12 protein-coding genes are annotated in these 13,249 nt (G+C 44.0%); 6 read left to right on the plus strand and 6 right to left on the minus strand.

Going from position 1 to position 13,249, the window contains the following annotated elements:
• Positions 1-270 precede the first annotated feature (270 nt).
• Both M662_RS11015 and M662_RS11020 read left to right on the plus strand, forming a co-directional pair.
• Complete coding sequence (locus M662_RS11015) at positions 271-1,458, plus strand: CaiB/BaiF CoA transferase family protein (protein WP_008639735.1); 1,188 nt, start codon at positions 271-273, stop codon at positions 1,456-1,458.
• 12 nt (positions 1,459-1,470) lie between these two features.
• Positions 1,471-2,664: an acyl-CoA dehydrogenase family protein gene (locus M662_RS11020; protein ID WP_026577287.1), complete on the plus strand. Its 1,194-nt coding sequence runs from the start codon at positions 1,471-1,473 to the stop codon at positions 2,662-2,664.
• Between the two features lie 2 nt (positions 2,665-2,666).
• Here M662_RS11020 and uvsE read toward each other — a convergent pair whose 3' ends face one another.
• The 4 genes from uvsE to M662_RS11040 all read right to left on the minus strand — a co-directional run bounded on the left by uvsE (position 2,667) and on the right by M662_RS11040 (position 6,310).
• Positions 2,667-3,644 (minus strand): UV DNA damage repair endonuclease UvsE, encoded by a 978-nt coding sequence (gene uvsE, locus M662_RS11025; protein ID WP_026577286.1) that lies wholly within the window; start codon positions 3,642-3,644, stop codon positions 2,667-2,669.
• Between the two features lie 593 nt (positions 3,645-4,237).
• Positions 4,238-4,702 (minus strand): SRPBCC family protein, encoded by a 465-nt coding sequence (locus M662_RS11030; protein WP_026577285.1) that lies wholly within the window; start codon positions 4,700-4,702, stop codon positions 4,238-4,240.
• A gap of 26 nt (positions 4,703-4,728) precedes the next feature.
• Positions 4,729-5,358: a class D sortase gene (locus tag M662_RS11035; RefSeq protein WP_026577284.1), complete on the minus strand. Its 630-nt coding sequence runs from the start codon at positions 5,356-5,358 to the stop codon at positions 4,729-4,731.
• Positions 5,359-5,419: 61 nt separating this feature from the next.
• Positions 5,420-6,310 (minus strand): LPXTG cell wall anchor domain-containing protein, encoded by an 891-nt coding sequence (locus tag M662_RS11040; protein ID WP_008639726.1) that lies wholly within the window; start codon positions 6,308-6,310, stop codon positions 5,420-5,422.
• Between the two features lie 264 nt (positions 6,311-6,574).
• On the opposite strand from M662_RS11040, the gene M662_RS11045 reads away from it, so the two are divergent.
• Positions 6,575-6,778, plus strand: coding sequence for a hypothetical protein (locus M662_RS11045; protein WP_008639707.1), 204 nt, complete (start codon positions 6,575-6,577; stop codon positions 6,776-6,778).
• 11 nt (positions 6,779-6,789) lie between these two features.
• On the opposite strand, the gene M662_RS11050 is transcribed toward M662_RS11045, so the two are convergent.
• A complete protein-coding gene (locus M662_RS11050; protein WP_008639699.1) occupies positions 6,790-7,497 on the minus strand; it encodes a DUF421 domain-containing protein in 708 nt (235 codons plus the stop codon).
• 514 nt (positions 7,498-8,011) lie between these two features.
• Here M662_RS11050 and M662_RS11055 point away from each other — a divergent pair.
• On the plus strand, positions 8,012-8,650 hold the full coding sequence (locus M662_RS11055) for a FusB/FusC family EF-G-binding protein (protein ID WP_026577283.1): 639 nt from the start codon (positions 8,012-8,014) through the stop codon (positions 8,648-8,650).
• Between the two features lie 123 nt (positions 8,651-8,773).
• Positions 8,774-9,757, plus strand: coding sequence for a GMP reductase (gene guaC, locus M662_RS11060; protein ID WP_026577282.1), 984 nt, complete (start codon positions 8,774-8,776; stop codon positions 9,755-9,757).
• A gap of 54 nt (positions 9,758-9,811) precedes the next feature.
• On the opposite strand, the gene M662_RS11065 is transcribed toward guaC, so the two are convergent.
• Positions 9,812-10,912 (minus strand): GGDEF domain-containing protein, encoded by a 1,101-nt coding sequence (locus M662_RS11065; protein WP_162129292.1) that lies wholly within the window; start codon positions 10,910-10,912, stop codon positions 9,812-9,814.
• A gap of 117 nt (positions 10,913-11,029) precedes the next feature.
• Here M662_RS11065 and M662_RS11070 point away from each other — a divergent pair, with 117 nt between their 5' ends.
• Positions 11,030-13,213: a hypothetical protein gene (locus tag M662_RS11070; protein ID WP_236096514.1), complete on the plus strand. Its 2,184-nt coding sequence runs from the start codon at positions 11,030-11,032 to the stop codon at positions 13,211-13,213.
• Positions 13,214-13,249 lie beyond the last annotated feature (36 nt).

Here is a 13,249-nt window from a genome sequence, read left to right on the forward strand (position 1 = left end):
CCTCCAAGCGGAACCATAATTGATCAAATGAACTGCCCACTATCTCATTCTATGGTCTGCCGTTCTGATTCATGATCATTGATTTTAAGAATCATAAATAATAGGGGACCGGCATAAATTAAAGTGTACATCCGGACAACTTCCCTCCCTTGTTTCAAGAAATGATCATGTTGTTCCCAAGCCAGTCGGATTCATACTTCGTATGGGTTCTTCTGGCTTTTCCCATGAGGGTACGCCCATATAATCCCAATCCAGATAGGATGTGGTGGTATGACAACCGCACTAAGCGGCATACGTGTGTTGGATTTATCGAGAGTCCTTGCCGGTCCCTACTGCTCTATGATCCTAGGAGATCTAGGGGCGGAAGTAATCAAAGTGGAAGCGCCCGGTGGAAGTGATGACACGAGGACTTGGGGACCGCCGTTCCAACAGGGGGTCAGCGCTTATTATCTCTGTGCAAACAGGAACAAAAAAAGCTTAACTGTTGACTTGAAAACAGCCGAAGGACAAGCAATCATACGGGAGCTGGCGAGCCGGAGTGATGTTCTTCTCCACAATTTCAAAACCGGTTCGATGGAAAAATTCGGACTGGACTATGAGAGTATGAGCGAGCTTCATCCCGCTCTCATCTATTGTTCCATTACAGGTTTTGGAGAAACCGGTCCCTACAGCCATTTACCAGGATATGACTTTATCATCCAAGCCATGAGCGGATTGATGGCCGTTACAGGTACGCCTCAGTCCGGCCCTCAAAAAACAGGTGTTGCAATTTCCGATATTCTCACAGGTCTGTACGCAGCTATTGGAATTCAGGCAGCGCTGCTCGAGAGGCAACACACCAATAAAGGGCAGAAAATAGACTTATCCCTGCTCGACTCAGCGGTCAGTGCTTTAGTGAATATCGGAAGCAATTTTCTGATGACAGGAGAAGAACCGACCCGCATGGGAAATCATCATGCAAACATAGCCCCCTACCAGATGTTCAAAACAAAAGACGGGGAGGTTATAGTTGCAGTCGGTAATGACAGGCAGTTTTATCATTTTTGCAATGCTGTCCAAAAGCCGGAACTCTCCGAAGATCCCCGTTTCTGCACGAATGCTGTCCGGGTTAAGAACAGGGAAGAGTTGACCGCTATTCTGCAAAAAACTATGGAGGAGAAAAAAACAGCCTATTGGTTGAAAATATGCCGGGATTCTCAAATACCAATAGGACCTGTTCATACGCTTACCGACGTTGTGCAGGATGAACAGCTGATGGCAAGGGATATGTTCGTGACTGCGAACCATCCGGCGGCAGGCCCCATTCGGATGGTCGGAAGCCCGCTGAAGTTATCCGGATCATCCTTCCGTGTCAACCATGCCCCGCCAGAACCCGGGGAACATACAATAGAAATTTTAAACATGCTTGGTTACAGCAGAGAAATTATCGATGAATGGAAAAAAAAGCGCATCATATAAGGAGGCTTACTAATGAATTTCGACTATAGTGATGAACAGGTAATGCTGAAAAAAACAGTAAGGGATTTTGTAGATAAGGAAGTTATGCCTTACATTCAGGAATGGGATGCGAGAGGATTTATAGATGCCGGTATCTATAAAAAACTTGCGGATTTAGGTTTAATGGGGGTATGCATCCCGGAAGAGTACGGCGGGAGCGGCATGGATTATAATGCGCTGGCCATCGTCTGCGAAGAACTCGAACGTGGAGACACGGCATTTAGAACAGCTGTTTCCGTACATACCGGACTCAACAGCATGTCGCTGCTCCAATGGGGGAATGACATACAGAAAAAGAAATACCTCATCCCACAGGCGAAAGGCGAGAAAATAGGGGCATTCGGCTTGACGGAACCGGGAGCAGGATCGGACGTGGCTGCCCTTCAAACGACCGCGCATAAGAATGGGGATCACTATATTTTAAACGGTCAGAAGACGTGGATATCCCTATGTGATACGGCTGATCACTTTCTTGTTTTCGCCTACACAGATAAAAGCAAAAAACATCATGGGATATCTGCGTTTATTGTGGAGAGGACGTGGGAAGGTTTCTCTTCCAAAGCGATTAAAGGAAAACTGGGGATACGGGCTGGAAATACAGGCGAGTTGTTTTTTGATGGCGTCCGAGTTCCAAAAGAGAACCTGCTAGGTAAAGAGGGAGATGGTTTCAAAATAGCCATGGCTTCCCTTGATAACGGCAGATTCACTGTGGCAGCCGGAGCTTGCGGGCAAATCATGGCATGCCTCGAAGCAAGTGTTCAATACTGCAAGGACAGAAAGACGTTTGGTAAAGAAATAGGAAGACACCAGCTCGTTCAGCAAATGATCGCCAGGATGGAAGCAGGTCTTCAGATGAGCCGATTACTCGTCTATAAGGCAGGAGAACTAAAAAACAAAGGTGTTCGAAATACCAGGGAAACCTCCCTCGCCAAATGGCAGGCCTGTGACTTCGCAAATGCTGCTGCCGACGATGCCGTTCAAATCCACGGAGCGTACGGCTACTCCGGTGAATATCCAGTAGAGCGGTATTTAAGGAATTCGAAGGCCCCTGTCATTTATGAGGGAACGAGGGAAATCCATACGATCATGCAGGCGGAATACGTCCTTGGTTACAGGAAGGATAAGCCGCTTCATAACAACCTCCCTCCCTATGAACCTAAGATTTGAAGCTAAACACCTGTTCCTTTCCAACGAAAAGTGGAAGGTGTTTCAATAAGGATATTGGGATGAGTCTGTAATTCCCTCATCAGCTTTTTCAGCGCCTGATCCTTTTGTTTCGCCTCAATCATACAGTCTATCATCGAAGTCGACCCATCTACATTTTTTATAAAATTTAAGAACATGTCCCTATCAATGAAATCAGCATGGCTGTTAAAAGCTTTTTCACTTTTCGGACTGGATATATGCATTTTAACTGGAAGCTGGGATCCCCGCCACGTGTCGATCACCCTCGACCAGTGTGACGTCCAATCTTCCCCATCGTTATTAGCCAAATGATGGTGAAGGTCAAACACTTGAGGGATACCCAGCTTTTCGCATATATACAAACAATCGGAAAGAGTGAAGGAAGTATCATCGTTCTCAATCATCACAAGCTTCTGCAGTCCGCTCGGTACATGCGCCCATTGGTCAAGGAACCTTTCCAGAGACTTTTCTTTATCCCCATACTTTCCTCCCAGATGAAGTACACAGCGGTGCATAGGATCGATCCCCATGTAGTGAAGCAGCAGGTAATGGTGCTTTAATACTTCCATGGAATTACGAAAGACATCCTCACTCGGAGAGTTAAGAACGACGAAATGATCTGGATGAAAGTCTACGCGCATCGCATGTGAAATGGCATAGTCTCCAAGCATGTTAAGCTCTTTCTTAATAGAGGAGATATAATCCCAGTCGGTCAGTTCTTTATGAGTAGCAAGGGGAACAAGTCGTGAACTGAACCGGAAAAATTCAATTTGTTCCACGAGGTTATGTTTTAAGATACGCAGACAATTATGAATGTTAGATACAGCGATGCTTTCAAGCTTTCTTAACGCTGCTTCCCGGTCTTTCATCCCAGAAAATCGCTTGAAGGTTAACGTCTGTGACGGTGAAGCATTTTCAAGCTCCAGGCTCATTGCTACGTATCCCAGTCTAAATAAAGTCATGATTTTCTCCTTCTTTTTCGTTAGTTTGGGGTGAAATCACAATTTCATGTACTTTAAATATTGAAACTTCAGCACGCGGTAAACCTGCCCCCAGCCAATCCAAACTTCGATAAGGGTGCATAAGAAAGAGCCGGCAGTATCCAAATTCCTTTTTCCCAATAAAAACCTGCGCCTAGGACGGCAAGGTACGCCATTCCATAAAAATACAAAATAAATGCTGCAATATTTTTTTATTTTTTTAAAAAACAGGGTGGGGAGAGGTTTATGTCACATTGCTTCAGGGTATATACTCACTAAGACCATTGAAGAGGCTCAACCATTGCGAGTTCGTTTCCCAAGGAACGAATCATTGGCGGATAAAGGGAACATCTCCCGTGTATGGGTATAGGCAGAGCCCTGATGAAGCCGAACAGGAAGTGGAAAGAGTCATTACACGCTTGAAGGGAAAAAGCACAACAGGAAACGGATTCACAAGCAAGAATCCTTCCGATCAGCTTTTCACCACAGGATCGCGAACGATTCTGAAATGGTTGGGTCCCTTCAGTGGTCTAAAAAAACCCGGCATAACTGCCGGGTTTTTCATTACTCACTCATCATTCCAATTGTCTTCTCAAAGCAATCTCCGCGAGAGCCTCTGCTCTTTCCATCAATAACCGTCGCATATACCTTTTCAAAAAAAGCACATCGGCAAGCTTACCTATCCATCCGAACGGCGCTTCATATTCAAATACATCCGTCATGATTGTACCGCCGCTTTGTGTATTCTGGAATCGGTGTGTATGTGTAAAAGAATGAAATGCGCCTTCCAGCATTTGGTCCGTGAAATTCCACGGCTCGTTCAATTCAGTAATCTGAGCGGTCAATGACTGCCAAACACCAAGGTGCTTGGCTCTCCACGTTACCTGATCTCCAAGCCCCATAATGCCGCTGGTCACTCCACTGATTGCACTCTCCCGGCTCTTCTTCGTTGTTTCTGTATGTACATCTACATTCCTGGCCATATTAAAGCAAATCTCCACAGGTGCGTGGATGTACTGATGATGTATAAGAACGGGCATCTATTCTTCTCCCCCATAAAAAACCATTATTCTATTTTATTCACACTTTCGAGAGTCGCCTCAATAATATACCTGTCCGGGGCGTCTCCAACGAATTCAAAGGGATAACAAGTAGTAAGCGTCAGGACAGGTTCATCCTTATCAACAATGACAGTGCGATCTTTTGCATCGGTGACCCAAGTCTTGGCCACGCTGTATTCGTATCGCTTGTTTTGGAATTCCACAAATATACTGTCTCCTTCCTCCACTTCACCAAGCCCCGTAAAAACAGTCTCTCTATGGCCGCTCAAAACCGTATGGCGTTGTTCTTTAGGAGTCGTTGTCCATTGACTAACATACATTCCTACCCCTCTTTTCAAGGATTCTTCATCGGCTCCCCAATAAACTTTGAACCCTTTCTCCAGCTTGGGAATGATCACTCTCCCCACTTCATCCCCTTGCTTAAACGTCTCCAGATCTTCCGTATAAACAGGAGGTTTTTCTTTCCTCTCGATTGTTTGTTTTTCCATAGATGGAGCATCTTTGACCTGATCCCATTGCTCAATTTCCTCCAGTGGTACTTCTTCCACCGCCTGGATCGAGCTCCACCACTGGAAGCCGAAAAAGAATGCTATGACAATTCCGGCAGCCATTACAGCAGCAAGTATCTTATTCAAAAGTCGATCTCCTTCCATTATGTATAGAGGGGAAACCGACAAACCGGTCTCCCCTTCCATATTAAGCGTTCTGTTTTCTTCTAAACACCAACACACCGCCTGCAGTTAAAGCAAGAATAGCTCCAAGAAGCGTAAACGCTGGTTCGGATGTAGCCGTATCCGGCATTTCCCCGCCCGCTGCCTCCAAAGGCTCCGCTCCGTTTATTACTTCCTGTGGTATTTCTACGGTCCCGACATTGTTAAACTCGCTGACCGTTGTTTTAGATGACTGGGAAATATTCATCGTTTGGCCTTCCATGGAAAGGCTCATATCGATCATCATATCCACACTGGTTAAATAATGGTTTTCTTTATCTACAGTTATTTTATAGGACACATCATTGATTGTCATCTGATCCTGCAGTTGTTCCATCATTTTCTGCATTTCCCCGCTGTCTTCTCCGGAAGACATATTGGACTCCATCATCTTCATGGACATTTCCAAAAGTTCTTGTCCATCTCCTTCATAAGTTAAAACATAGCCATCATCCGACTCTTCCACACTCATGTCTTTAGCAAGGCCGGCCGCCTGATCCACCTGCGCTTGTGCCATCATCGCATTCTTGATCATGGTACCATCCGTTACTTTAACCCATCCTTCTCCAGGAATTTCTGTAAAATAACCCTCTTCCGATAGATAGGATTCGATCGTCTCCCCATCAAGCATAGTCTGAATATGCATGACTAACGGATTGTTTTGAACATCCGCCGACATTTCTGTCTTAACGGCTTCTTCGCTTGAACCATCCGTCATTTCCGATACGGTATGGATTTTGTAACTATCAAGTTCCATCATAGCCTTATTGGATTTCTTCAGAATCTCCTCTGCTTCCATCTCCTCTGCGGATATCTGCATCGGTAATACGAACAAAACCACCAAAATCAACGACAGACTTACCCATTTTTTCGCCATCCAAACACTCCCCTATCAAATTTGGTGAAAGAGCAGCAGTCATTATGTATGTAAGGGACAAAAGATGCATCCACTTTCCCCACCAAAGTCCCTATTTCCTTATTATTACATCATTAAACATTTTTAGGTGATAGAATGACAAAAAAAACGAAAAACATCGAAATTTCCGCATATTAAAACTTGACTCTGCAATTATTACGTTTAGTTCTATGAAATCGTGGGAATTGATATCTTCAGATATGAATGAGACGGGAGTTCTGCCGAATGGAGGATCAACTAACATTAGATAATACAGAAATATTGCTGCTGGAAAGAGATAAGCATTCCTTGCGATGCCTGAAACAAAAAACACAGGATTCCTCTCACCTGTCGATACTCAATTCGCAGATTAATCTATTAGAGGAAGCCTTATACTTATCTAAGAAGCAAGCCACACAAAAGCGCCGTACTAAAGAAAAATCGGTATAACAGACTGATTTCTACATGTCTTTTCGTGTCAAACCAAGGCTGTCTTCGCTCCGATCTATATAAAGATTCCCTTCTGTATCCAGCTGTGCCGTGACGATTTCTGCCCAGTCCGATATTCCCCTCTCTGCTATCTTATCCTCTATCCATTCCTCACTGTAACCGGTAGCAGCTAAACTGTTAGGCAGAAGATTCCCTTGTATAATAACTACCTGCGGAAAAGATTGTTCGTTTCCCTTCATTCCAATATCCCCTTGAGTCAATGGCGTATACTGTGATTTTCTTAATACGCTCACGGTTCCATCCGTTTCCAGGACTGCGACTTGAACATCACGGAAGTGAAATACGCCACTTTTCCTCAACTCCCCAATCAATTCATCCACCGTGAAACGCACTTTCGCCATCCCCTCCTCTAAAATTTTTCCGTTGTCGATCAGCAGCGTCGGTTCACTGTTCAACCATTTTCTTACACGGAACGACTTGATTGTCCATATATCCATAATCATTACCAGAGCGGAAAACAAAACGAGAGCAGCAATCCCGTGCCATAAAGGGAGATCCGGGGTAAGAAATGTGTTGGAAGTCATAGATCCTAACGTAATACCCGCAATAAAATCGAATAAGGTCAGTTGGGATATAAGCTTTTTACTTAAAATTCTTGCCAGTATATACAATAGGGCAAACATAATAAAACCACGCAAAAGGAAATCAACAAGGACCATAAACACTCCCTCCAATACCCACTCATTCACCGTACAAAAGGAAGAAAGCCGCGGCCTTCTCCCTCCCTCTATAATGGAATTTCCATCTTAAACAGAGATAAAAACCACTCCCAGCAGAAACATCCCCGCTGCATATAAACCGATCCATGCTGATATCGGGAGCGGGAGCCTCAACCAATGAACAGAATTCCTCATCCATAAAAAAAGAGCATAGGACAGGAAAAAGGTAAACAGATAAGCAGTAGAATTCCAGTCCTCTTTAAAGATTCGATCTGCTATATTATGTAAGATCGTAAAAGAAAGCAGAAACAGGAGAAACCACACCTCTTTAAACTTGCGGAAATTTCGAAAAATCATAGTTCTTCCCCTTTCATCAGTTTTTCTTCCTAGCTTGTTTCAATTTCCTGTTCTGCATACATAAAACAAACTATTCTTTTTAAGAAGGTGAATAAGTTGATAGAAAGTCCCTGACCTGAAATAATAAGAGTCACCACAATGAACGGAGGCAGGATTCATGAAAAAATTCATTCGTCCCGACCAATACCATTTCATTCAGTCTTGTGCACATCATTTATATAAAAACAACCTCATCTCGAACGATGCTGCCGTCACCAATGCTTTGAAAGAGATGACCCATGAAAAAGTTCTTGAAGCTTTTCAAAGCCTCACACTGCCTCAAAAGCAAATTATAGATCAAATAAAAAATGTGCAGGATGAAACGGATGCCATCCTTTATTTTTCTCGTATCAAGCAATATGTTAATCCACTTGCAGATATCACAGAGGAAACCATCCAGCTGCTTTTTCCTAAAACAAAGAAATTGACTATTCCAGACCTTAATAAGCTGGAGTGGACGGAACTGTCGTATATAGGATGGAATGATTATGGAAAAGCAAAGAAATTTATTGTTACTACAATCGATGACAGACTGGTTGGTTTATCCGGACATTTCTCATCATCCGCTAAGCATGGAATCTGTTCCATTTGTCATGAACAGGGAAATGTGGGACTTCTTACATCCGTCGTATCACGACAAACAAATGGTGAAATGGTGAGTCGGGGTAACTATATTTGCGTAGACAGTCAAACGTGCAACAAGAATTTGAAATCGAGAGATCATCTGGAAAACTTCATGAAGCGAATGAAATCATAAAAAACCTCCCATTCCTTGGAGGTTTTTTATTTTGACTTTCAAAAGAAAATGCTGTAAATTACAATATGTACGAACGATAAAAGATATTAAATCGAATAACATTCGGTTTTAGGAGTGTTTTTAATGGAAAATGTATTTGATTACGAAGATATTCAATTAATTCCTGCTAAGTGTATAGTGAACAGCCGCTCAGAATGTAATACCTCCGTTACTTTAGGGTCTTACACATTTAAACTTCCTGTAGTACCTGCAAACATGCAGACGATCATCGATGAATCCATCGCTGCGACCCTCGCGGAAAACGGATATTTCTATGTAATGCACCGGTTCCAGCCGGAAACACGGGAAGCATTCATCCACACGATGAAGCAGAAAAATTTAATCGCTTCCATAAGTGTCGGGGTGAAGGATGAAGAATATGAATTTATTACAGGCCTTGCAAATAAAGGTCTTGTTCCAGAATTTATTACCATTGATATTGCACACGGACACTCAACAGCTGTTATTGAAATGATTCAACACATAAAGGAACATTTACCGTCGACTTTCGTTATTGCAGGTAATGTCGGTACTCCAGAAGCAGTCAGGGAACTGGAAAATGCCGGAGCGGATGCAACTAAAGTAGGGATCGGCCCGGGGAAAGTATGCATTACGAAATTAAAGACCGGTTTTGGTACCGGAGGGTGGCAGCTTGCAGCTCTTCGTTGGTGCGCCAAAGCTGCTAAGAAGCCGATTATCGCTGACGGAGGAATCCGAACCCACGGAGACATTGCAAAATCTGTTCGTTTTGGAGCCTCTATGGTCATGATCGGTTCCTTATTTGCCGGGCACGAAGAATCTCCAGGAGATACCATCGAAGTAGATGGAAAACTGTATAAAGAATACTTTGGATCTGCGTCTGAGTTCCAAAAAGGGGAGAAAAAGAACGTAGAAGGCAAGAAAATGCATGTAGAGCACAAAGGAAACCTACAGGATACACTTGACGAAATGGAGCAGGATCTCCAATCAGCTGTCAGTTACGCAGGAGGCACGGACTTAAACGCTATCCGCCACGTCGACTATGTCATTGTGAAGAACTCGATCTTTAACGGAGATAAAGTCTTCTAAAAAACTCAAATAAAATCCATACAAAAAAGGAGCCATAGAGGCTCCTTTTTTTATTCAGTAAACGACCCGGTTCCTGCCAGTGGTTTTTGCCTTATATAAAGCTTTATCCGCGTTCTTGTATAAATCATCCGGCTTCTTCATTTCTTTTTCTAATTGGCTGACCCCTATTGAAATCGAAAGTTTGATTTCATCTCCCTCCGGCAGCACGAAACGGTGCCTTTCCACCGCGGCCCGGATTCTTTCTGCAATTTCCAAGGAATCTTTCCTAGAACAGTCGGGAAGCAGCACGGAAAACTCCTCCCCCCCGTTTCTTGCTATCTGGTCTGTCGGTCTGGCATTTGCCTGCAGAAGCCCACCCAGTTGTTTAAGGACGGCATCCCCGGCGTCATGTCCGTATGTATCATTAACGCGTTTAAAATGGTCAAGATCCATGAGCAGTAAAGATACACCTTTCACTTGATTACCGCTCTTCTTAAATAAATCGTTCAGGGTAAAGTGAAAGTGACGTACGTTGCTTAAACCGGTTAAGAAGTCCGTCTTTGAATCGTTTTTCAACTGCTGAAACATGCGCTTGGAATATTGGATGTCCTGAAAGAAAACTGCTGCAAAAACGCCGGCTGGAACAGCAATAAACCAATAATATATCAACACTTCCCAATATTCCCTATCTCCTCCCATAACTACATACAAATGTGTACTGATGATCAGCAGACTGATGATGTTCAGGACGGATATCTTTTTGGTTGTCCCTAAGGAAATAAATCTGCTGGCAACTCCTACGATCAAACCGAAGATAAGAGTAGTCATTAAAGCGAAAAGCGACGTCTCATCAAAACCGAATAAAAGCCGGGATATGCCGATCAGCGCGGCAGATACCATCGTCGGGACAAACCCTGCATAGTAAGCAAGAATAATGATCGGAATATGCCTGAGGTCGATCATGATATTGTCTCCAACTTCTATAGAGAAGAACATGAGAACCAAGCCTATACCCGCTGCTAACACACTCATAAGACATCGATCCCATCTGCCTGATTGCCTGCCGATCGGTTCTTTAATAATTTTTCCTGCCAGATAGAACCCGGCTATCATAATTGCTAAATTAGCCACTAATTCTTTCAATATATACACCATCCCTGTAATCTCTCCTGTCATCCATCTATCCCTACTACGTGAACACTTAAAATCATCCATCCATCTACCCAATTTTATCACGAGCTATTATAATGAACATATAAAAGTAGAAATTTTTTCCTCTAAGGAGCTGTTTTTTTGAAAAACTTACTTATATTCTTTTTTTTGGCTGTAATGATCGTGACAGGGGGCGTTCTTTTTTGGCAGAATCTCTCAACCGAGCCGGAAAGTAAGCTTCCATCGAACAAATCTTTGAATGAGGAGATGAAGAAAGTGGAACTGGCCTCTGTCGACGACTTGTCTTATCCATCCAAAATAGAAGATAACCGAATGCACGTATATAAGGATGAAAAGTGGGTGCCTATTACCATTAAAGGGGTGAACATTGGTATGGGCAAGCCTGGGCACTTTCCTGGTGAAGCAGCCATTGACGAGGATGAATACCTGCGTTGGTTCCAGCAGATTGGGGACATGAACGCGAACGCCATACGGATTTATACCCTTCATCCCCCGGGCTTTTACAAAGCACTGGCCGCCTATAATGCTCAGGCAGAACAGCCGCTCTATGTCCTGCACGGCGTATGGGTCGATGAAACTCCGCTAGAGGAAACAGAGGATGCTTTTCATAAAGAAATAACAGATTCCTTTCAGAACGAAATGAAGAAAATAGCCGATGCCATTCACGGTCAAGCGGAAGTAAAACCTTCTCCTGGACATGCATCCGGGGTTTATGACATCGATGTTTCCCCATATGTGATCGGTTGGATTATCGGAATTGAATGGCACCCTAAAATGGTGGATTCTATGGATCGCGCGTATCCTGATCTTGGTGACTTCGACGGAGAGTATGTTTTCACTGAAGGCGCGAGTCCGATGGAACACTGGCTTGCCGTCCAACTGGAAACCCTCACAGCCTATGAAAGCGAAAATTACAAAAGCATGCGTCCCATCAGTTTTACGAACTGGGTAACCACAGATCACATAGATCAGCCGGCAGAGCCGTTGGAAGAAGAAGATTTGGCGTCTATAGATCCCAATCACTTTCACCGAAAAGGAGCCGGTACAAAACCGGGAATGTTCGCTTCCTATCACGTCTACCCCTATTACCCTGACTTTATGAACCTGGAAGAAAAGTACACAAAGTATTTGGATCACAGAGGTGAACGTAATAATTATGCAGGCTACCTGCATGATTTATCCGAAGCGAATGATATGCCGGTCCTGATTGCGGAATTCGGAGTTCCTGCATCCCGGGGTCTAACCCATCGTAACCCTTTCGGTTGGAACCAGGGCTTTCACTCCGAAAAAGAGCAAGGGCAGATTGTCAAACGGCTCTATGAAGATATCCTGGAAGAAAATATGATGGGAGGACTTATCTTTACTTGGCAGGATGAGTGGTTTAAACGGACGTGGAACACTATGGATTATGATAACCCGGACAGACGCCCCTATTGGTCCAACGCGCAGACTAACGAACAACAATTCGGACTACTAAGTTTTGACAGACACAAAATTAAAGTCGACGGAAAGAACGATTGGGATGCATCGAAAACGCTCCTTTCCAAAAATGAAGGCAGCCTGCAGAGCTTAGCGGTAGACCATGATGAACGTTACCTCTACATAAAAACCGAGCTTGAGACACTTTCCGATACGTTTTGGGACAATCATCACATCAACCTTTATTTCAGCATAAGGCCGGAAAAGGGCATCGATGTCTTTGGTGACGCATCGATGAGAGCAGACTTCCGCCTGACGATTCGTGGAAAGGATGAGGCAGTCCTCGAAACAGCCGGAGATTATGATCCATTCCTGTTTCACTACACCGAAGATTTGAACATGGTCAAGGTACCGGAGAAAGAACTGGAGGGGAAAGAGAAGATTTTCCGCCCCATCCATCTCGCCTTGAACAAAGGACTTGTCCGTCCGGATACTGGAGAAGAGATTCCATTTGAATCCTACGAAACGGGCGTCTTCCGCTTTGGAAACGGAAATCCAAATGCAGATGATTACGATTCCCTCGCCGACTACTTTTTCACAAAGGATGGACGAATAGAAATCCGTATACCGTGGATGCTCGTTAACGCAAAAGACCCCAGTCAGAAAGAGTTTATGGGGGATATATATAAGAACGGAATAGACGCCTCCATCAAAGTGGACGGGGTGGAAGTTGCTGCCGCGATTACAGATGACAATTCAAACGTAGAGAAATTCCCTGACGGGCCGGCTCTTTACACGTGGGACAACTGGGACCTTCCACAATATGAAGAGCGGCTGAAGGACTCCTACCCGATCATCCAGCAGCTATTTAAAGATGTGAAATAAAACAAAGAACCACAGTAAACCACTGTGGTTCTTTGT

It is taken from the genome of Bacillus sp. SB49 (assembly GCF_000469135.2).
In the GTDB taxonomy this organism is placed as follows: Bacteria; Bacillota; Bacilli; order Bacillales; family Halobacillaceae; genus Halobacillus.